Here is a 21,291-nt window from a genome sequence, read left to right on the forward strand (position 1 = left end):
ATGAGTATGTTCGTTAATCATAATGTGCCCTCAAACAAGATTTGAAGATCTGATCATGACATTGAGATTTAGTTCAAAAAAATCCCCGCTAATTTCTTAGCAGGGATTTGTGTATAAGAGACAGCTAACAAGCGGCATTTTTTATTTTAATAAACTTACCCGCGAGGAATAAAACCAAGCGCATCGTATACCGATTTCAATGTTTTCTCAGCACGTACACTTGCTTTTTCAGCACCTGACTTCATTATGCCATCAAGTAGGTTTTGATCTTCTCTGATCTCTTTAAAGCGTGCTTGAATTGGCTCAATCATATTTACAACTGCATCTGCTGTATCTTTCTTTAAATGGCCATACATTTTATCTTCATACTCAGGAACTAGGTCTTCAATTGAGCGCTTAGTTGCAACACTCAATAAAGTAAGCAAGTTTGATACGCCAGGCTTTTCTGTGCGATCAAAATAAATACGTGCTTGTTCATCTGAATCAGTTACTGCTTTTTTAAGCTTTTTCACAATTTGCTTAGGCTCATCTAATAACATGATGTAACCATTTGGGTTTTCGTCAGACTTAGACATTTTTTTAAGTGGATCTTGCAAGCTCATTACGCGTGCACCAAACTCAGGGATGTACGGCTCTGGTAATTTAAATACGTCGCCATATAAATTATTAAAGCGTGTGGCTATATCGCGAGTCAGCTCTAAGTGTTGCTTTTGATCATCCCCTACTGGTACTTGATCAGCTTGGTATAATAAAATATCTGCAGCTTGCAATACCGGATATGAAAATAAGCCCACGTTTACGTTATTTGCGTGCTTAGATGACTTGTCTTTAAACTGAGTCATTCGATTAAGCTCACCCATTTGCGCGTAACAATTTAATACCCACGCTAATTGTGCATGCTCAGGTACTTGCGATTGTACAAATAACGCAGATTTTTCAGGATCAATGCCACATGCCGCATAAAGAGCAATACCATCTAACACTCGAGAGCGCAGTAATTCAGGCTCTTGGCGAACCGTAATAGCGTGTAAGTCTACTAACATAAAGAAACTTTCGTGGTCTTCCTGTAACTTTAGCCACTGGTTAATAGCGCCAACATAGTTGCCTATTGTCATACCACCGGTTGGCTGAATGCCGCTTAAAACTACTGGTTTACTCATGATTTTCCTTTATTTTGCTTAATGAATAATATTTAACGCTGCGTTAGAACAGGTATTATATCTAAGAAGTTATCGCATAGGTACTGCGGATTATAATCCTCAAGATTTTCACCTTGGTTATAGCCATAACTAAGTGCAATTACGTCTATATTAGCGGCTTTAGCTGCAAGTATATCGCTTTTAGAATCACCTATCATTATTGCTTTATTAGGCTCCGCATTTAGTTTTTTGCAGGCAAATAGCAATGGTTCTGGCGATGGTTTTTTTGCCATGTCGTCACCGCATACAACCACATCAAAATGACTCGTTAGTGCCAATTTTTCGAGTAGTTTCTCTGTAAAAATTCGAGACTTATTAGTGATTAATGCTTTAGGCATACCGCGAAGTGCTGCAAGCCCTGTTTCTACATGTTGGTACAAAACACTATACTCACCAACTTGCTGTTCATAATACTTATAGAACTGTAATATTGCTTTGCCACTAAGTGACTCATCTAAATTTTCACTCACTTGCATATCGCCACTCAAAGCGCGTTTTACAAGGACTTCAACCCCATTACCAATCCAACTTTCAACCAAGCGTTGACTAACAATAGGAAAAGCAAAATCGCTCAAGGTTAAATTAATAGCGATATACAAGTCGTAAACGCTATCAACCAAAGTACCATCTAAATCAAATAAGGCGACATCGTACTTCATTACTTAACACTTCCAAGCTGCTCACGCATTTGATCAATCACTACTTTGTAATCAGGTTGATTAAAAATAGCTGAGCCTGCAACAAACATATCAGCACCCGCTCGAGCCGCTGCTGCAATATTATCGACTTTAATACCACCATCAACCTCTAAGCGAATATCTCGGCCTGATTCAATAATACGCTGTTTTGCTTGGCGTAATTTTTCAATCGTATGAGGGATAAAGCTTTGCCCGCCAAACCCAGGATTTACCGACATTAGTAAAATAGTATCTAGCTTATCAATAACATGGTCTAAATAACTTAGGCTTGTTGCTGGGTTAAACACTAAGCCTGCTTTACAGCCGTGATCTTTAATTAACTGTATTGTACGATCGACGTGCTCACTGGCTTCAGGATGAAAAGTAATAATAGAAGCACCAGCCTCAGCAAATAAAGGTATTATGCTATCTACAGGCTTAACCATTAAATGTACGTCGATTGGTGCTGTAATACCGTAATCTCTTAGTGCTTTACACACCATAGGACCAATTGTGAGATTAGGTACATAGTGATTATCCATTACATCAAAGTGAACCACATCAGCACCCGCTTCGAGAACTTTATCAACATCTTCGCCTAGCTTTGCAAAATCAGCAGACAAAATAGAAGGGGCTATTAAATATTTTTGCTCTGGGTTAAACATGATTAACTCCATCAATAAATAGTGTATTGCGTTAATGTAACTTAATTGAAGATGTTACCCAAGTAATATGGTGTAATAGCCCCCATTTTAGGTAACTTTAAGTTTGATATTTAACCAATATTTGCTATGATTAAAAAAGTAACAAATTATTGGATTTCATCATGCGTGCTTTTAAAATTGGGATATTAATTGCGTCGGCATTACTGCTTATCGGGGCGTTTAGCTTTGGTTCAAGCTCTGAGCAAGAATTAAGCTCAGTGAGTAATTGTCATAATACACAAGTGGTAAGTGCTCAAAACACTTTAACTGCGTGTATTAAAGCTGAAGAAGAGTCATCATGGTTTTCGTGGTTAACTGGCGATAGCCGTAGTGCTCAGTTTCATTACCTTGATTTACTGGAACTACTTACTAGTTCTGAAGATTCTAAAAACGCTCCTTCTTTAAAACCTTTATTTTAAATAATGCTACAATTTTTTAGCGCGTTGCAAAGTGTGCTAGCTGCATTTTTTGGTGTTCAGTCTGAAAATAAACGCCAAGTCGATTTTAAACAACACTCCCCTTTATCCATCATTTTAATTGCGATTGTACTATTTGTTGCTTTTGTTATCGCAATTTACGCAGTGGTTGCTTGGGTGCTAAATACATAGCCATCAACTCGTCAACTTTATTTCTAGAGCCACCTTTGGGGCTAATAGTGCGCTTTACTTGAATTTGTTCAAGCGATGCTTGGCTATAAATTTTACGCGTCCACACGGTATCGTGGTTTGAAATAAGCACAGGCGTGTTATTTTCAAATGCGGCTTGTTCTGCCAAATTAGCTAAGTTAGCCTGATCATCTAAATTAAAACCCCCTTTAGCGTATGACGTAAAAGAAGCGGTTTTACTTAATGGCACATAAGGTGGGTCGCAATAAATAACAGCATTGTTAGGCACTAACTTAAAAACGTCATCGTAATCTAAACAAGTGAACGTTGCTTTTTGTGCTTTTTCAGCAAAAAAATACATTTCTTTTTCAGGAAAGTAAGGCTTTTTATACTTACCAAAAGGCACATTAAAAATGCCTTTTAAATTATACCTACACAGTCCGTTGTAACCATGGCGGTTCATGTATAAAAACAAGATTGAACGTTCGTATACATCACGGCTTTGATTAAACTGCACACGATATTCGTAATACGCATCTGCGTGATTATTCAAATCAACAAATAGCTTTTTAGCGTCACTAATAAGCTCATCTGGAGAGCTTTTAAGCTCTTTATATAAGTTAATTAAGTCTGCATTGATATCGTTGAGGATATAGTGCTTAAAGTCACTATTTAAAAACACAGAGCCTGCACCAACAAAAGGTTCAACCAAAGTATCAGCATGCTTGCTAGCTTGGTTTAATCGCGCATTAATGTTTTCAACTAGGCTGTATTTTCCGCCGGCCCATTTAAGGAAGGCTCTACTTTTTTGCTGCATTGGCTCTTTACTTCAATCTGGTGTTGCGCGATTTTACACTAAAGCAGTGTGTTTTACTGATCAACGACTGCTATTTCTTGCTTTATTTTACTAATTTTTTTATAGAAAGGTTTATTTTTTCTAACCCCAGGGGGTAAAGTATCCATTGCTGATTTTGCCTCGTTTATACTCTCAAAGCTGCCAAATGTAACAACCCACCATATTTGATTATTTCGCTTCGTTTGGTAAGTGTGTGCTTGCTGCTGTAGATTGAATTGAGCAATGAAATTATCGCGAACTTCCTGCTGAGTTACCGCTAATAATTGAATAACACTATTTGTATCTGCTTGCTGCATGTACCAAATATTATCTTGGCTGATCTGAGTTTGCTCTGCTGTATTTACTTTCTCTACTTTTAGAGCTTTAGATACAACGTCACCTGCTTCACTGCTTTTGTTTTTAACGCTATTATCAATAGCATTATCTAATACCTTAACGGTATTTGCAGGTTCGGTAAGACTTTGCATGATAGCAGGCACATCATTAATGTGTACGCTCTCAGGCTCAATATCTGGCTCAACTCCTTCAGGGTCATTTAAGGTAACTACTGAGTCATTTTGCTTTATAACCGGCTCACTTACTTCCTCTACAGATATTGCTGTATTTAGGACTTGTGTTTCTTCCTGCTGATAATATTGTTGCCACCACTGCGTCATATCAGACTTATAAAGCAGACCAATAATTAAAAGCATAATTAACAACATCAAAATCAATAAGTGCAATCGCCAAGATACTTTATCTTTAACGATAATATCGGCTATGTGCTCACTAGGTTGCCAAGCAAGCAATAAACTGGGGTTACCATGAGCCTCGGCTAAAAAAGTACTAAAGACAGGGTCTTCATCATAAGGTAAATCAGTAAAGTACCACTGCAATAACATCTTGCTTTCTCGAAGCGTCAGTGGCTCCAAGTAAATTTCGACAGCATCATTTAAAGCAAGTTTAGACTGTGATGCAATTATGATATACAACGTATTAGGGCTATTTTTAGAAAGCAGCTCAAGCTCAATTAGTATCTCTTCAGATAATTGCCTACCGCCATCAAGCACCCATAAACAAGGTCCGCACTGCTGTTGCTCAAGCAGCTGGTAATAGTTTTCAGGTAAACTTAAATTATGATCAACTAAAGGGGAATTAAAGCTTTGCTCTAATAAATCGCTCATTAGCTGAGCGTCAGTCATTTGTGCACTTACTTGCACAAACGCTTTATTAAAGTCATTGTATTTATCTGTAATGAAAGTTTCGAGCATATAACTTTTACCTAGCCCCGATGTGCCAAGTAAAACTATTAAATTTTGTCCGTACTCAAATTGCAGTGCGATTCTATCCACCAAAGCCGCACGGCTTGGTAAAATTTGTGACTGCATTTACTGCTCGATTAAGTCTCTAACTTGGTCATCAGAGACATCATCAACTAATGCACACTGGCCAAATTGGGTAGGTAGAATAAAGCGTATAGTGCCTCTTTTATTCTTTTTGTCTTTACGCATATGCGTTAGGAACTGCTCGCTAGTCATTTGCTTCGGAATTTCTGTTGGTAAATTATATAGCTCAAGCAACTTAATAATTCGATCAACTTCACTTGCGCTTAAATCTTGGCGTGTCTTGGCAAGTTTAGCTGCTAATACCATGCCTGTTGCAACAGCTTCGCCATGTAACCAAACGCCGTAGCCCATTTCTGCCTCAATTGCATGGGCAAATGTATGACCTAAGTTTAATAAAGCACGTAAACCATGCTCTTTTTCATCTTGCGCAACTATAAGTGCTTTTATTTCACAACATCTAAAAATAATATGCTGTAAGCATGTTTCATCTAGTTGCTGCAAATTAGCTACGTTTCGCTCTAAGTATGCAAATAATTCGGTATCGTAAATCAGACCATACTTAATTACTTCAGCCATACCTGCTGCAAACTCTCTTGCTGGTAGGGTGTGTAATGTTTGTGTATCAATAAAAACCGCTTGAGGCTGATAAAATGCCCCTATCATATTTTTACCTAAAGGATGATTTACTGCCGTTTTACCACCTACCGATGAGTCAACCTGTGAAAGCACTGTCGTTGGTATTTGAATAAACGGTACGCCGCGCTGATAACACGCCGCTACAAAACCAGTTAGATCACCTATAACACCGCCACCTAACGCAATTAAGCACGTATCTCGGCCACAGTTATTTTGGAGTAAAAATGCTGATATTTTTTCAAACCATTCAAGTGATTTATATTGTTCACCGTCAGGAATAATAAAAGATAGCGGATTTTGATCTGCTAATGAGTCAAGTAACCCTTGTAAATATAAAGGCGCTATTGTGTCATTAGTAATGATGATAGGCCGACAATCACCAATGTGGTGAACCAGGCGGCCATTATCTTGAAGTGCAGATTGCCCAATATAAATAGGATAACTTCGCTCGTCCAAATTAACTGTTAATTTAAGCATGCTTAGTTATTTCCTTATTATTGGTTTTTAAAAATCTAATTTCTCGATGATTTGGTTAGCAACAACTTTAGCGCTTTGCTCATCGGTACGTACAACAAAATCGGCAACTTCTTTGTATAGGGGCTCGCGTTCTTCAGCTAAGCGCTCTAGTACGTTACGAGGTGCTTCTTCAGTTTGCAGTAATGGGCGACGCTTGTCGCGTTGCGTGCGTGCAACTTGCTTTTCTATAGGTGTCTCTAGGTATACAACGATACCTCGAGCCGAAAGCTTGTTTCGAACTTCTTTGCTCATTACTGAACCACCACCGGTAGCAAGTACAATACCTTGCATCTCGGTTAAATCGCCAATAACAGACTCTTCTCGAAGTCTAAAGCCTTCTTCACCTTCAAGATCGAATACCCATGCAATATCTGCACCTGTGCGGCGTTCGATTTCTTGATCAGAATCAACAAATTCAAGGTGTAATTGGTCAGCGATGTGACGACCAATCGTGCTTTTGCCAGCCCCCATGGGGCCAACTAGAAATATATTACGTTTCTCAGCCATATCTTTTAGTACAAACAAACTCTAAAATTTGAAATAAAACCCCGCCTAACGACCTGGCCCCAAAATTAAGGAGGGGATTATCTCAGTAATTGCAGGGGTATTTCAAGTCAATTAGAATAAAAAGCCATATAACGAGCAATTAATCTAAATAATCACCCGTTGGTTAACATAAAACCACTGTATTTTAATCAATTTGTATTTTCGGTGTCACGAAAATAAGTAATTCACGCTTTTCATTAAACTCACTTGTGGTTTTAAATAGTCTTCCTACGTAAGGAATGTCACCTAAAATTGGCACTTTACTCGTAGTATTAATGATTTGCTGTTGGAAAATACCACCGAGTACTACGGTTTGGCCATTCTCGACTAACACTTGTGTTTGAATTTCTTGAGTATCAATAGACACCGCTTCACCAGTACCTGTTTGTACAGTATCACCACGTGTATCTTGAGTAATAATTAAATCTAGAATTACTTTATTATCAGGTGTGATATGAGGTGTAACTTCTAAGCTCAGTACCGCTTTTTTAAAGCTTACGGTAGTAGCACCGCTTGAAGCTGACTCAGTATAAGGAATTTCAGTACCTTGCTCTATTCGGGCTTTTTGCTGATTAGCCGCTATTATACGTGGACTAGCAATAATCTCGCCTTTATTCTCTTCCTCAAGCGCACTTAGTTCTAAATCAATCAGCGTACCGTTAGCCAGTTTTGCTATGTGTAAGCCAATGCTAGCCGCAGGGTTAGTGATAGGTAAATTTACATTTAATCGGTCTGAAATACTTGGTGCATTTGAAGTAGATGTCGCATTATAAATACCCTCTGCGCCTTCAAGAGAGCCTGAAATACCAACACTACTGCCTTGGTCACTAAAGCCCCAACGTACGCCTAAGTCTTCGGTAACGTTATCGCGTACCGTTACCATTCGAGATTCTATTACAACCTGCTGCACTGGAATATCGAGCGTTTCAATCATGCGACGAATATTTTCTATACTCTTAACAGTATCTTTTACTAACAAAGTATTTGTACGTTGATCAACAGATACACTACCACGGGCAGTTATAATACTGTTTGTATCTGTTTTTAATAAGTCAGCAAAATTTTCGGCTTTAGCATAGTTTAATCGGATGTATTCACTATATAGAGGCTCTAAGTCTTCAACTTGCTGTTTAGCTTTTAAATCTTTGGCTTCACGTGCTGCAAGTTCTTCTGCAGGCGCTACCATTAATATAGAGCCATCCATGCGCTTATCTAGCCCTTTAATACGTAGTACTACGTCAAGCGCTTGATCCCACGGTACACCATCTAGGCGCAGCGTTATATTGCCCGTTACTGAATCACTGGTTACTAAGTTAAAGTCGTTGTAACCCGCGATAATTTGCAGTGCTGCACGCACAGAGATATCTTGAAAATTTAAGGTCATAGGGCGACCTTGATACTCAACCCCACCATCTAAGTACGCATTTTGCGTTTCATCTTTTTCTACTGTCAACGTTAAAATATTATCTATTTGCTGATACGTAAATGTGAACTGAGCATTAGGTTCGATAACAACACGACTTAAACCATCTTCTTTAAAAGTCTCGATATTACTGACAACAGTTCCAAAATCTAATACATCTAATTCATAAAGTAGATCGTCTAAAATATCGGTGTGATGAAAGTCAGCGTAAATTTTCCCGCCACTTTCATGGACTTCAATTGCAGCTTGAGTGTCTTGTAAAAATACAAGTACTTTTGCTTCACCCTTCTCACCACGTCTAAAATCAATTGACTGGATACGGTTAATGTAATTTCCACTTACATCACCTGAATCCATCACTACATCTTCATTTTCAGTTTCTGTAAGAGGGTTATCAGAGACACGTATCGATACTAAATTGTTATGAACTTCAGTCTCATAAATTTTTAATCTATCTAAGTTTACCGTTACCTTTAAACCACTGTTAGTTAAAACATTAGTAACACTGCTAATTCCAGCTTGATTAACTTCAACATCATTTAAACCAACCTCTAACTCTGCAGTATCAAAAAACATTTCGATTCGGGCTGGGCTATTAAACACTTGAACTTTTGGTTCAAAGGTTAACTCTTCATCAAAAACAAGCTGTAATTCAGTTTCGCCTTTAAGCAATGGATTATAACGAACATCATAAAGCAATGGCCCAGCTATGGCTGAGTTTACAGTGACTAAAGCAACAGCAGCCAGTAATGTCCGTGAAATACTATGAAGCCAAAGTACATCCTTATGCATCCTATTTTTACCTTTTTTATTATTAATTTGCGCCATCTGTTGCCGCCTCTAACATTTCTAATTTCGTCAGGCGCTCTTTCCAACAGCCAGACCCATCAGGGATTAATTCCACTAATTCTATATAGTCGTTGCTTACTCTTTTTACTTTGCCATCATAACTTCCAAGATAATTCCCTACCGTTACGCGGTGCAAAGTGTCATCTGTTGCTGTAATTAATGCCCATATTTGTCCACTAGAGCCAATTGTGCCTTTCATTGCTAAATTATCTAGCGGGTATTTCTCTAACGGTTCGCGGCGACGCTCTTGATCTGGGTGCAAACAGTTTTTTACTTGCGTTAGTTTATTTTGAATAATCTCAGGTTGAGGCGCTACAAACGGGCTGCGTAGCTGACCAGCACTGTACTCAAATATTTCAAACTTTGTCAGTTCAGGAATCGTCTCAACCTTTGGTGTGGTGCTTGCTTTTACCTGATCAATAAATTCTTTTTGCTCAGAAGTGTCATCATTACAACCAGCTAAAACAAATGCTATAGCTAAAGGTACTAAGCGAAGGAGTTTCATTTTTTAACCCCTTCTTCATAACGATATGTTTTTGCAACAACACTGAATGTTAACTGTTTATCGCCCGATGATAAAATAGAAAAGTCATGTAAGCTTACAATTCGGGGTAACTGTGCCACTTTACCTACAAACTCACCAAACTCATGGTAGCTACCTATTACTTCGATTTTAATAGGCAGCTCGGTATAAAATTCTTTTTCAACTTCTGGCAGCCAACCTATTTTTAAAAAAGTCAGACCACTCGTTGTCCCAACATATGATAAATCATCAAGTAAACCAGGAGTTTCGTTTGAAGTGGGTAGACGCTTTAATAGCTGTGAAAACTTATCTTCCATTTCAATCATTTGTTGTCGATAAACATCTATTCTACTAGCTACTGCGTACTTAGTACGATAAGTAGTGCGTAACTCGACCTCTTTCGCAACTGCACCATGGTAACTGTCAATTTCATCAGAAACTAATAGGCTATAACTAAAAAACAATACAAGGCCCGCAACAAATGTGCAGCAAATTGCTTTAACGACAATTGGCCAATCGCCAATATTATCGAGCTCTATTTCATTCCAATCAATTTCACTCAGTGCTTTAAAATCAAGGCTCATCGCTAACCTCACCAATTTTATCAAATGGTTTTACATAAAATTCCATATTAAAATCACTAAGTAAACGCGAAGATTGATCGCCTGCAACAATGCCCTGCATTGAAGGATTCTCTAGTAAATATGAGCTTTGTACTTGGCGGAGCATTGTTGATAGACGATTATTAGATTCACTACGTCCTAAAACATGTATTTGGCCGCCTTTGCGCTCCAGTTTTGTTAAATAAACACCACCTGGCACTATTTTGGCAACTTCATCCATTATTTGCGTACCCAAATTACGGCTGCTTTGCAATTCTTCAATGAGCCTCATACGCTGTTGTAAATTTTCCTTTCTTTTATCTAAGCTTCGTATTTCACTTATTTTTTTATCTAGCATGCTAATTTCTGAGCTTAAATAATTATTCTTTAAGTTTTGACCGTCTTTTAAAGCGCTATAAAAAGAGCTTAATAAATACATACTTGCAAAACAAAGTATAACGACACCAACAAGTATAGTTACAAATTTCTTTTTCGATTCTTCGCGTTGTGATTCACGCCAAGGCAGTAGATTTATATGTGGCATGTTGAAAAACTCCTTAATGCCAACCCTGTTGCAATTGCAAACTGCGTTTTGTGACGCTGCATTATATTACGATCTACCTTTGGGGAAATTTCCATATTTACAAAAGGCTCTGCAACAACTGAGTGGATACCGAGTTCTTCAATAAGCAATCGGTCGATACCTTTTATCATCGATGTACCGCCCGTTAATACAATATAATCTATTTGCTCTTTACCGCTGGTTGTTAAAAACATTTGCACAGCTCTGCGAACTTGTTGAAGTAACGAAGTTTGAAAAGGGGCTAATACTTCAAAGGTATAGTTTGGCGGTAAATCACCTGATGTTTTGCCTATTTCGGCTTCATCAAAGCCTTTATTATAATAAGCAACAATACTATTTGTATATTGATCGCCACCAAAAACTTGGTCACGGGTATAAATGGTTTCCCCAGCTTGCACAACACTCACAAGCATTAAAACTGCGCCAATATCGACCACAGCCACACACTTATTAAATGCATCGCTAGGTAATTGTTGATAGTAAACGTCCATAGCACGGCTCAATGCGTAGCTTTCTACATCTACTATTTTGGCTTCTAAATTTGCGGCTTCTAAAGCGCCCACCCGTGCTTCAACACTCTCAGTACGAGCAGCCGAAAGCAAAACATTCATTTTGCTAGGATCGGCCTCATTCGTCGAAAGCTTCTCAAAATCGAGGCTCACTTCATCAAGTGGGTAAGGGATTAAACTATCAGCTTCAATTTCAATTTGCGATTCAAGTTCAGCATCTGTTAACGATACATCCATGAAGATCACTTTTGTAATAACTGTTTGGCCAGAAACAGCCACTGCAGCAGATTTTAACGACTTCGGTAATTTTTTTCTTAATTTTGTAATAACGTTACCAATCGCTTCAATATCTTGGATTGTGCGCTCACTCATCGCACCTTTTGGCATCGGCTCAATTGCAAGTGCTTCTAGTCGAAATCCAGTTTCAATTTCACGTAAAAGCACCGCTTTAATAGAGTGCGATCCAATATCAATTCCTACCATCATCGGGGACGGTTTTTGAAATAGTTGACTTAGCATGTTTCAACTTGGCCTTTGTTTTAATAATAAACAAGTTATAATTTTTATCTGAAAAAATATTATTCATTTTTTAATCAATATATACTAGCAGTCAAAACTCGCAATTGGGAGTCCATTTAGGGAAATATAAGTGATTTTATTAAAACGAACTTTACAATTTTTTATCATTTGTGTGTTAATTGGTCTGATCACTTTGGTCAGTCTTTATTACTACGTTAAACCTGATATCCCCAGTGTGCAAGTTTTAAAAGACGTGCAATTACAAACTCCTATGCAAGTATTCACAAAAGATGGGCTTTTAATCAATCAATTTGGTGAAAAGCGTCGTATTCCAGTGACTATTGATGAAATTCCTCAAACACTCATTAATGCATTTTTAGCGACAGAAGATAATCGATTTTACGATCATATAGGCATAGATCCTATAGGTATTGTACGTTCGGCTATTGTTCTTATATCTACCGGCGAGAAAAAACAAGGCGCAAGTACTATTACTATGCAGCTTGCTCGTAATTTCTTTTTAACTCGCGAAAAAGCATATATTCGTAAAGTTAAAGAAATATTTATAGCGCTACATATTGAAGGTGTATTAACAAAAGACGAAATTTTAGAGCTTTACCTTAATAAAATAGAATTAGGTAATCGCGCTTTTGGTATTGGTGCTGCAGCACAAGTTTATTACGGTAAGGAGTTAAAAGATTTAACACTTGCACAAATGGCGATGATTGCAGGTTTACCGAAGGCCCCTTCAGCTTTAAACCCAATTCGTAACCCAACGCGTGCAAAAGCACGCCGAAATGTTGTTTTAGGGCGTTTATTAACTGAAAATTATATTACTCAAGAAGAATATAACGAAGCAACGAGCCAACCTATCACCGCTTATTTTCATGGTGCTGAAATAAATTTATACGCCCCGTATATTTCTGAAATGGTGCGCGCTGAAATGGTCTCGCGTTATGGAATAGATAAAGCTTACAACTCAGGTTTTAAAATTTTCACCTCGGTAGAGTCTAAAGTTCAAAAAGCAGCGCAAAACGCACTTGTAAATAACTTACATAATTACGATATGCGCCATGGTTTTAGAGGACCAACAGATGTTTTATGGGACCCTGAAACACAACCTGCTTTAACTGAGCAACAAATACTCAATAAATTACAAAGCGTAAATGAGTTGGGTACTTTGAAAGCAGCAGCCGTGCTTAGTGTTAATGATAAAACAGCGTCGGTATTACTTAAAAGTGGCGAGCGCACAACTCTTACTTGGGATAACTTAAAATGGGCGCGTAAATATATTACTCGTTACCGCCAAAGTTTTGCTCCAAAAGCAGCTACAGATATTTTAACGCCAGGAATGCAAATATGGGTGCGTAAAAATGAAGATGACAGCTACTTACTAAGCCAAATACCAGAAGCATCAAGTGCTATTGTGTCACTCGACCCACAAGATGGCAGAATTAAAGCTATTGTAGGTGGTTACAGCTTTGAGCAAAGTCAATATAACCGAGCGGTACAAGCAAAGCGTCAAGTAGGTTCTAATATAAAACCTTTTATATATTCAGCAGCACTTGAAAAAGGTTACACGCTTGCGTCTATATTAAACGATGCTCCTATAAACCAATGGGATAAAAGCCAAGGCGTAGCATGGCGTCCCAAAAACAGTCCTGCTGTATATAATGGTCCGATAAGAATTCGCCGTGCTTTAGCACAATCTAAAAACGTTATTTCGGTGCGCTTACTACGCGGCGTTGGATTACAACGTACAGCTGATCATTTATTAAAGTTTGGCTTTAAAGATTCAGACATTAATCGCAGTGAATCACTAGCACTGGGTAGTGCTTCCATTACTCCACTTGAACTTGCTCGTGGCATGAGCGCATTTGCCAATGGTGGCCACTTAATTGAACCTTACTTTATTTCAGAAATTCAAGATGCTTACGGTAATGTATTGTTCAAAGCAAACCCTGCCCTTTCCTGTGACCAAGAGTCTTTACCAACACATAATGAATTCTCACTTCATAATAGTAGTGATGAAGTGAAGCCAACAAAAAAATGTGCACCGAGAATTATTTCTAAGCAGAATGCTTTTTTAATTGCTGATGCAATGCACAGTGGTATTTGGGGCGGCGGTAGTTGGGCCCATAAAACGGGTTGGAGTGGTACAGGTTGGCGCGCACAAGCTTTAGAACGTCGTGATCTTTCGGGTAAAACAGGCACAACTAACGATTCTGTAGACACCTGGTTTAGTGGCTTTAACAGTAAAGTAATGACTTCTGTGTGGGTGGGCTTTGATAACCCAGGTAACGCTCTTGGCCGTTCTACGTACAATAACAACTTAGATAGCAGCCAAATATCTGGTGCTGAATCGGGGGCTAAAACAGCGCAGCCTGCATGGATTGAATTTATGAAAGCCGCACTTGAGGGAACACCTGAAGCGCCAATTGAGCCACCTGAGGGGCTTGTTTCGATTCGTATTGATTTAGCCACTGGTTTGCTAAGCCACAAAAATGACTACACCAGCCGCTTTGAATACTTCGAAAAAGGCACTGCACCGACAAAGTATGTGCTATCTCAGCCAAACGATATATTTGAAGAAGACACAAAAACCGAAGAAGAGCTATTTTAATAATACCTCTGTAATACAAAAAAACGGCAGCTTATTTAAGCTGCCGTTTTAATTTAAATAATGGCTTATTTTAAGTTTTGAACAAGCCAATATAAGTCAGAGTGTACACCCGCAGCGGTTACTTCTTTCCCAGCCCCAGGCCCCTGAATCACAAGCGCGTTATCACTATACCATTTGCTATTAATTACAAAAATATTATCGCCAGGTGTAAGGTTTGCTAACACATCTCCATTGGTCACATACGTAATTCCTACTTTAGCGATAACTTCAGTTTTTGTTATATCTAATAGGCCTGTGTATCTCAGTACTGAGTTATTAGCTTTTGCTGTATCAGCATGCTCTTCAATGAACGCATCTAGCTGGGCTTTATTGCTTAGAAAGTCTTCCCAGCTTCCTAGCGCAAGATCGCCGGGCATTAATGCCGATAAGCTAATATCATCAAGCTCAAGCTCTATACCTAACTCTCGGGCTAAAATAAGTAACTTACGCTGCATATCTCGTCCAGATAAATCCTCGCGAGGGTCAGGCTCTGTGAACCCCATTTTCTGAGCTTCTAATACCAACTCAGAAAAAGCAGTGGTACCATCATACTTACTACATAACCACGAAAGCGTACCCGAGAACACGCCTTCAATACGCGTAATTTTATCACCACTATTTTGCAAATCAGCCAAAGCAAAATTGATAGGCAAGCCTGCACCTACACTTGTATTATATCGCCAATGTAAATTACGTTCGCCAAGGTTACTACGAAGTGCTTTATACCAAGAAGTCGGTGCTGTACCTGCATATTTGTTAGCACTAATTAAATGACAATCTCGGTCTACAAAATCTGTATATAAAAAGCTAAACTGCTCACTTGCAGTAATATCAATTAAAACTTTATGTTCGTAGTCAAGCTCGCTTATCGCATTAAGTAAATCCGCAGTTTCATAGCTATTCGCCTCATGCTGCCATTGAGTTTTCCATTGCGATATATTTATGCCACTTGCATTAAATAACATATGTTTAGAGCGAACCAGCGCTACCAATTTAATACTAAAGTCGCCTGATAAACGCTCAAATTGTGCCGATAACTGCTCAATAAAAGCATCGCCTACATTGCCAAGGCCCGCAACTATAACGGCTATTTCTTGGCCTTTATTGATTAGCTTATCGTGTAAGACGCTTTGTATATCGCTATCTATAAATTGGTCTGTTAGTAATAAAACATAACCATTATCTTGATGCACAAAACGCGGTTTTATAGTCTGCTCAGCTAATACCTCTAAAGCTTGCAGTTTTAGTACGCTAACGTCTTGCTCAGGGGCAACAATTGCACAGCCATTTAAATTTGACTCACTAATATTAGCTCTACCAGCAAAGTAATTAATAACTTGATATGTTTGTGCAGCCGGTACTACTAAATACACTTCACCATTATGGTTAAAATGATGAAGGCTATGCTGAATAAGCTGACTAACGCTTGCGACCTCACCTTCACTTAATCCTTCAACCATTAACAAATCAACATTTTGCAGCGTGGTTATAAAGCGCTTTTTCTTTGCTGAACCTTCTTTTACTATATCTGTTGGGCTTGCTTGCACATCAAAACTACTACGAACAGCTAGCTTAATATCGCTGTTTTTAAGTGGCGATAGTGTTTTTGCATGTAATACAGGGTTACCCAAACGAGCTAATAAATTAGCTTGTCCGCGACAAATTTTGCCGTACTTAATCGCCTTTTTTACCTTTCGAGGATCAGTGCTAAACACACCCTGTGTATCGGTCCAAATACATACCTGCTTAGCATCACAGTAATTTGCAAGTAGTGTTGCACTATAATCGCTACCGTTGCGTCCAAGTGTTACGGTCTCACCTTTCGTATCAGCGGCAATAAACCCAGTAACAACATTTATCTTATTAGGTAAAATTGACTGTCGACATTGCTGCGCATTTTGCGCATGCATTAATTCACCATCGTTTAAGGTAAAAAGACTACGGGCATCTTGAGCACACGCCTCAATATTTAGCTGCTGTAAATAAGTAGCGAGTAAACGTGCTGACCACAGTTCTCCGTGCGCAAGTAACGCAGCCTCTTTTAGCTGCTCAGCTTGAGCAAGTTCTGCAATATTACTAAGCTCGGTATTTAGTGTTCTAAGTGCGCAGCGCTTTAAATCAGCTTGTAATAACTGCTCAATTAAATCGCTTTGATGGTTATTTAACTGCAGTAAAATATCAGCGACAGCTTGCGTGTCTTGCAGCTGATAACTTTGCCACAACGACACAAGTGTATCTGTAGTTTTACCTGCAGCAGACACCACAACACAGTCGCCCGGCTGAGTATGCCCAATAATTATTTTAGCTACGCTTTGATAGCGCTCACTAGAGCTTAAGCTTGAACCACCAAATTTATGTACACAATTGACCATATTTATACCAATTCGCTTAATTAAGTTGTCTATTTTGAGGTAAGAAAACCGTATCGATAACAAGGCAAAAATTTCGTTATTTAGTTGTTCTATATTAGGAATTTTTAACGATGTTATCGTGCGGTTTAATCCCTCAAATTGATTAGGTATTATTGCGGATTGGTATTAATTACCAAAGCGCTGGACGGGCTGCACTTAATTTAACGTTTCCACCAGAAGTGCCAGCACCTTTGCCTACACGGCCAACATTTTTATTTTGCCCTGGTTTTACAAGTTCAAATACTCGTTCAAAGTCAGCTATTAAATCGTGTATATCTTCAATCCCAACCGAAATACGAATAAGCGTATCGCCCACACCCGCTTCTAAACGTGCCTTTGCCTCCATGCCTGCGTGCGTCATAGTTGCGGGGTGACAAATTAAACTCTCTACGCCACCTAGTGACTCAGCTAAACTAAACGTTTTAAGACTAGTTAAAAATGCTGCAGCGTCGTTTATATCGCCTTTAATATCAAAACTAACCATGCCACCAAAGCCAAGTTGTTGTGCTTTAGCAAGCTCATGTTGAGGATGTGACTCAAGTCCTGGATAGTAAACTTGGCTTACAAAATTGGAGCTTTCAAGGTACTTAGCTATTGCTAGCGCATTTTCTTGGTGCTGCCTTAAGCGCACATTTAAAGTACGTAGACCACGAAGCGTTAAATAACTATCAAAAGGGGCGCCCGTAATACCAATATTATTTGCCCACCAAGCAAGCTCATCACCAAGCGCTTGTGTTGCAGCAATAACAGCGCCGCCCACTACATCTGAGTGCCCGTTAATATATTTAGTAGTTGAATGCACCACAATATCTACACCAAACTTAATAGGGTTTTGTAAGGCAGGAGACAAAAACGTGTTATCTGCGGCAACCAATGCACCGCATTGCTTAGCAACATCGGTAACCGCTTTAATATCGGTTAAACGAAGTACTGGGTTACTTGGAGTCTCTATCCAAATAAGCTTAGGTTTAATTACTAAAATTTGTTGAAGGCTTTCTTCTTTTGTTAAATCTAATACTTCAAGCTTCAATAGTCCGCGTTTTTGTAACGATGTAAATAAACGATAGCTACCACCATAACAATCATGTGGAATTACTAACGTGTCGTCACTGTTAAGTAGCTGAGTAGCTAAATGCACGGCTGCCATACCAGTGGCCGTAATTATGCCGCGAGCGCCGCCTTCAAGCTTAGCAAGCGTCTCTGCTAAAATATCACGATTAGGGTTACCACTGCGGCCATAATCATACTCACGCTTGGTATCAAAGTCGGCAAACGAATAAGTCGTTGATAAATAAATTGGCGGCACCACTGCACCATGATGTTTATCAGCATCAACGCCGTTACGTACAGCAATGGTCGCTTTGTTTTTTTCGCTCATATTCGTCACCTGATTAATTTGGATGTTTAGACGTCTAAAAGAGTAAGTTATCCGTTTTAATAAGTCAAAGTATTTTAAAGCTCTAGATGGCTAAAGTTAGGAAAGGCGTTCGCTAGTACCACATTTTAGCTCACAAAAGTGAGCTTATTTTTACATCCCAAATAGGCTTATTAAGATAGATCGGTATCTATTATTTGACTATCTTTTTTAAATCGATAGAATTTCACGCATATTTACACGCTTTTTATACCGTGTGAGAAATTAATAATCTGAGGCAACGATACATCTTATGGCTAAATGGAATGGTGAGTATATTCACCCATACGCAGAACACGGGAAAAAATCAGAGCAAGTTAAAAAGATCACCGTTTCGATCCCGCTAAATGTATTAAAAGTTTTAACGGATGAGCGTACGCGTCGTCAAATCAACAACCTTCGCCATGCAACAAATAGTGAATTGCTATGTGAGGCGTTTTTGCATGCATTTACTGGCCAACCTTTACCAAATGACGATGACCTACGTAAAGACAACGCAGAAAAAGTACCAGAAGAAGTTAAAAAGATAATGCAAGAAATGGGTTTAGAAGTGCCTATTTTAAACGAAGAATAAATCGTTACCTTTTTAATCAAAAAACCTCAGCATTGCTGAGGTTTTTTTGTTTAAGCGTTATATATTACGCCATATAATTTTCAGGCAAGTCAATTTGCGCAACACCCGACTCTACCGCAGCAAGTGCTACAGCTTTAGCTATACGCGGTAGTAAACGCGGATCCATTGGTTTTGGAATAATGTACTGCGCACCAAACTCTAGCTTATCTACGCCTGCCGCTTTTAAAACTTCTGCAGGTACAGGCTCTTTGGCAATACTACGAATAGCCTCAACTGCAGCAATTTTCATTTCATCGTTAATCGCGCTTGCACGTACATCAAGTGCACCACGGAAAATAAACGGGAAACATAAAACATTGTTAACCTGGTTAGGGTAATCAGAGCGCCCTGTTGCCATAATTAAATCGTTGCGTGCGCCGTGAGCAAGTGCAGGATCGATCTCTGGATCTGGGTTTGAACATGCAAACACGACCGGTTTTTCTGCCATTAGTTTTAAATCTTCGGCAGCTAACAAGTTAGGACCCGAAACACCAACAAACACATCAGCATCTGCAATTACATCTTGCAATGTGCGTTTATCGGTATTGTTAGCAAAAAGCTGTTTATATTCATTTAAATCATCGCGACGAGTATGAATAACACCTTTGCGGTCAAGCATATAAATGTGTTCACGCAGTGCACCACACTTAATTAACAGTTCCATACACGCAACTGCAGCAGCGCCTGCACCTAAACATACAATTATTGCATCTTCAATTGATTTACCTTGTACTTCTAGTGCATTTAACATGCCGGCAGCCGTAACAATGGCGGTACCGTGTTGATCGTCATGAAAAACAGGAATGCTACAACGCTCTATTAATGCTTTTTCAATTTCAAAACACTCTGGTGCTTTAATATCTTCAAGGTTAATACCACCGAATGTGTCAGCAATATTGGCAACCGTGTTAATAAAGTCTTCTGTTGTTTTGTGCTTTACTTCAATATCAATAGAATCAAGCCCTGCAAAACGCTTAAACAATAACGCCTTGCCTTCCATTACTGGTTTAGACGCTAGAGGACCTAAATTACCCAAGCCCAAAATTGCAGTACCATTAGTGATAACCGCAACCATGTTACCTTTACCGGTATATTTATATGCATTTGCAGGATCTGCGGCAATTTCACGTACAGGCTCAGCGACACCTGGGCTATAAGCTAGGGCTAAGTCTTGAACTGTTTCAGCTGGTTTTGTTAGCTCAATGCTAATTTTACCAGGTACGGGATGTGAGTGATAATGTAGTGCTTGTTCACGAAAGTCAGACATAACGCGATGGTATCCTGCAATTTAAGTTAAAGTGAGAGGTGGAGTCTTGGGGTACGATACCCTTATTATTTTTAAATTCCAAGCAATATCAGGTCTATCCTGTTATATGCTATATCCTTTAATTTTAAGAGGTTTTTCAGTAACTTTGCAGGATTATATAAACATTTGATAAATAAAAATTCACCAAAAAAGTAAGTTTTGAGGTGTGTTTATGTCTATTAAAATATTAAAAAAATGTATGTTTAACACATCATCATAAACTTAAAATAACAGCCTACTACACTACTTTAAAAACAGATAAGCCCACGTTAGCTACTTTTATCAACCTAGTTAAAATTTGTACTATTTAAAATATAGAGAATATCTATCCATTTGTCTGTAAAGGTTTATGCATATTCAGAATAAGAATAGGAAATAGTTATGCAAGGTGTGATGTAGCTCGAGCAAGCTAAATAAGATAAGAAGTAGTAAATTTTAGACACAAAAAAAGCACCCTAAGGTACTTTTTTTAACTAAACAGCAATAATTACTTCTTGCTGCTAAGTGCACCGAAGCGCTTGTTGAAGCGATCAACACGGCCGCCAGTGTCTAAAATCTTTTGCTTACCAGTGTAAAACGGGTGACACGCAGAACATACGTCTAAGTGAATGTCTTTACAAAGAGTTGAGCTAGTTTCGAATTTGTTTCCGCATGAACATGTTGCAGAAATTACTTCGTACTTAGGGTGAATACCTTCTTTCATAGGAACCTCTAGTTAAGGCCGCATCGCTCTCCAAACCCGAAGTCTGGCACCATACGTCGTTAAAACAAATTTGTTGGTGGCGGATTTTATCCAACAACCTTCCCCTGCAC

At 38.7% G+C, this 21,291-nt stretch carries 20 protein-coding genes; 4 read left to right on the forward strand and 16 right to left on the reverse strand.

Features of this window, described 5'->3' with window-relative positions; genetic code table 11:
* Positions 1–155: 155 nt before the first annotated feature.
* The 3 genes from trpS to rpe are packed head-to-tail and all read right to left on the reverse strand — an operon-like array spanning position 156 to position 2,541.
* Positions 156–1,160, reverse strand: coding sequence for a tryptophan--tRNA ligase (gene trpS, locus H5088_RS15085; RefSeq protein WP_002958388.1), 1,005 nt, complete (start codon positions 1,158–1,160; stop codon positions 156–158).
* A 32-nt stretch (positions 1,161–1,192) separates the two neighbouring features.
* The gene (locus tag H5088_RS15090; protein WP_182738468.1) at positions 1,193–1,858 is read right to left on the reverse strand and encodes a phosphoglycolate phosphatase; all 666 of its coding nucleotides are present in this window, start codon (positions 1,856–1,858) and stop codon (positions 1,193–1,195) included.
* The gene (gene rpe, locus H5088_RS15095) at positions 1,858–2,541 is read right to left on the reverse strand and encodes a ribulose-phosphate 3-epimerase (protein WP_182753514.1); all 684 of its coding nucleotides are present in this window, start codon (positions 2,539–2,541) and stop codon (positions 1,858–1,860) included. Before rpe ends, H5088_RS15090 begins: the two co-directional genes overlap by 1 nt.
* Before the next feature lie 161 nt (positions 2,542–2,702).
* Between rpe and H5088_RS15100 the strand changes: the two genes are divergently transcribed.
* Together H5088_RS15100 and H5088_RS15105 are read left to right on the forward strand one after the other, a co-directional pair.
* Complete coding sequence (locus H5088_RS15100) at positions 2,703–2,999, forward strand: hypothetical protein (RefSeq protein WP_002958385.1); 297 nt, start codon at positions 2,703–2,705, stop codon at positions 2,997–2,999.
* Positions 3,000–3,002: 3 nt separating this feature from the next.
* Positions 3,003–3,188 (forward strand): DUF2970 domain-containing protein, encoded by a 186-nt coding sequence (locus H5088_RS15105; protein ID WP_002958384.1) that lies wholly within the window; start codon positions 3,003–3,005, stop codon positions 3,186–3,188.
* On the opposite strand, the gene H5088_RS15110 is transcribed toward H5088_RS15105, so the two are convergent.
* From H5088_RS15110 to H5088_RS15150, 9 genes are all read right to left on the reverse strand, one after another.
* Positions 3,145–4,002 carry a Dam family site-specific DNA-(adenine-N6)-methyltransferase gene (locus H5088_RS15110; protein WP_002958383.1) on the reverse strand — a complete coding sequence of 286 codons (858 nt, stop codon included), beginning with the start codon at positions 4,000–4,002 and terminating at the stop codon, positions 3,145–3,147. The genes H5088_RS15105 and H5088_RS15110 overlap by 44 nt on opposite strands.
* Before the next feature lie 53 nt (positions 4,003–4,055).
* On the reverse strand, positions 4,056–5,408 hold the full coding sequence (locus H5088_RS15115; protein ID WP_182753516.1) for an SPOR domain-containing protein: 1,353 nt from the start codon (positions 5,406–5,408) through the stop codon (positions 4,056–4,058).
* Positions 5,409–6,479: a 3-dehydroquinate synthase gene (gene aroB, locus H5088_RS15120; protein ID WP_182753518.1), complete on the reverse strand. Its 1,071-nt coding sequence runs from the start codon at positions 6,477–6,479 to the stop codon at positions 5,409–5,411.
* Positions 6,480–6,506: 27 nt separating this feature from the next.
* Entirely contained in the window at positions 6,507–7,025 is a 519-nt protein-coding gene (gene aroK, locus H5088_RS15125; RefSeq protein ID WP_004589350.1) for a shikimate kinase AroK, read from the reverse strand.
* A gap of 184 nt (positions 7,026–7,209) precedes the next feature.
* Entirely contained in the window at positions 7,210–9,315 is a 2,106-nt protein-coding gene (locus H5088_RS15130) for a type IV pilus secretin PilQ (protein WP_182753520.1), read from the reverse strand.
* Positions 9,302–9,841, reverse strand: coding sequence for a pilus assembly protein PilP (locus H5088_RS15135; protein WP_182753522.1), 540 nt, complete (start codon positions 9,839–9,841; stop codon positions 9,302–9,304). Before H5088_RS15135 ends, H5088_RS15130 begins: the two co-directional genes overlap by 14 nt.
* Positions 9,838–10,443 carry a type 4a pilus biogenesis protein PilO gene (locus tag H5088_RS15140; protein ID WP_182753524.1) on the reverse strand — a complete coding sequence of 202 codons (606 nt, stop codon included), beginning with the start codon at positions 10,441–10,443 and terminating at the stop codon, positions 9,838–9,840. Before H5088_RS15140 ends, H5088_RS15135 begins: the two co-directional genes overlap by 4 nt.
* The gene (locus tag H5088_RS15145; protein WP_182753526.1) at positions 10,433–11,005 is read right to left on the reverse strand and encodes a PilN domain-containing protein; all 573 of its coding nucleotides are present in this window, start codon (positions 11,003–11,005) and stop codon (positions 10,433–10,435) included. Before H5088_RS15145 ends, H5088_RS15140 begins: the two co-directional genes overlap by 11 nt.
* Positions 10,993–12,072 carry a pilus assembly protein PilM gene (locus tag H5088_RS15150; RefSeq protein WP_024596029.1) on the reverse strand — a complete coding sequence of 360 codons (1,080 nt, stop codon included), beginning with the start codon at positions 12,070–12,072 and terminating at the stop codon, positions 10,993–10,995. Before H5088_RS15150 ends, H5088_RS15145 begins: the two co-directional genes overlap by 13 nt.
* A 130-nt stretch (positions 12,073–12,202) precedes the next feature.
* Between H5088_RS15150 and H5088_RS15155 the strand changes: the two genes are divergently transcribed.
* Positions 12,203–14,695 carry a penicillin-binding protein 1A gene (locus tag H5088_RS15155; RefSeq protein ID WP_182753528.1) on the forward strand — a complete coding sequence of 831 codons (2,493 nt, stop codon included), beginning with the start codon at positions 12,203–12,205 and terminating at the stop codon, positions 14,693–14,695.
* Positions 14,696–14,760: 65 nt separating this feature from the next.
* On the opposite strand, the gene metL is transcribed toward H5088_RS15155, so the two are convergent.
* On the reverse strand, positions 14,761–17,106 hold the full coding sequence (gene metL / locus H5088_RS15160) for a bifunctional aspartate kinase/homoserine dehydrogenase II (RefSeq protein WP_182753530.1): 2,346 nt from the start codon (positions 17,104–17,106) through the stop codon (positions 14,761–14,763).
* Positions 17,107–17,275: 169 nt separating this feature from the next.
* Positions 17,276–18,523: a cystathionine gamma-synthase gene (metB, locus tag H5088_RS15165; protein WP_182753532.1), complete on the reverse strand. Its 1,248-nt coding sequence runs from the start codon at positions 18,521–18,523 to the stop codon at positions 17,276–17,278.
* A gap of 289 nt (positions 18,524–18,812) precedes the next feature.
* On the opposite strand from metB, the gene metJ reads away from it, so the two are divergent.
* Positions 18,813–19,133, forward strand: coding sequence for a met regulon transcriptional regulator MetJ (gene metJ / locus H5088_RS15170; RefSeq protein WP_002958371.1), 321 nt, complete (start codon positions 18,813–18,815; stop codon positions 19,131–19,133).
* Between the two features lie 64 nt (positions 19,134–19,197).
* Here metJ and H5088_RS15175 read toward each other — a convergent pair whose 3' ends face one another.
* Together H5088_RS15175 and rpmE are read right to left on the reverse strand one after the other, a co-directional pair.
* Positions 19,198–20,439: a malic enzyme-like NAD(P)-binding protein gene (locus H5088_RS15175; protein ID WP_002958370.1), complete on the reverse strand. Its 1,242-nt coding sequence runs from the start codon at positions 20,437–20,439 to the stop codon at positions 19,198–19,200.
* A 526-nt stretch (positions 20,440–20,965) separates the two neighbouring features.
* Complete coding sequence (gene rpmE, locus H5088_RS15180) at positions 20,966–21,181, reverse strand: 50S ribosomal protein L31 (protein WP_002958369.1); 216 nt, start codon at positions 21,179–21,181, stop codon at positions 20,966–20,968.
* Positions 21,182–21,291: the final 110 nt, after the last annotated feature.

The sequence above is a fragment of the Pseudoalteromonas sp. SR43-3 genome (assembly GCF_014163875.1).
In the GTDB taxonomy this organism is placed as follows: Bacteria; Pseudomonadota; Gammaproteobacteria; order Enterobacterales; family Alteromonadaceae; genus Pseudoalteromonas; species Pseudoalteromonas distincta.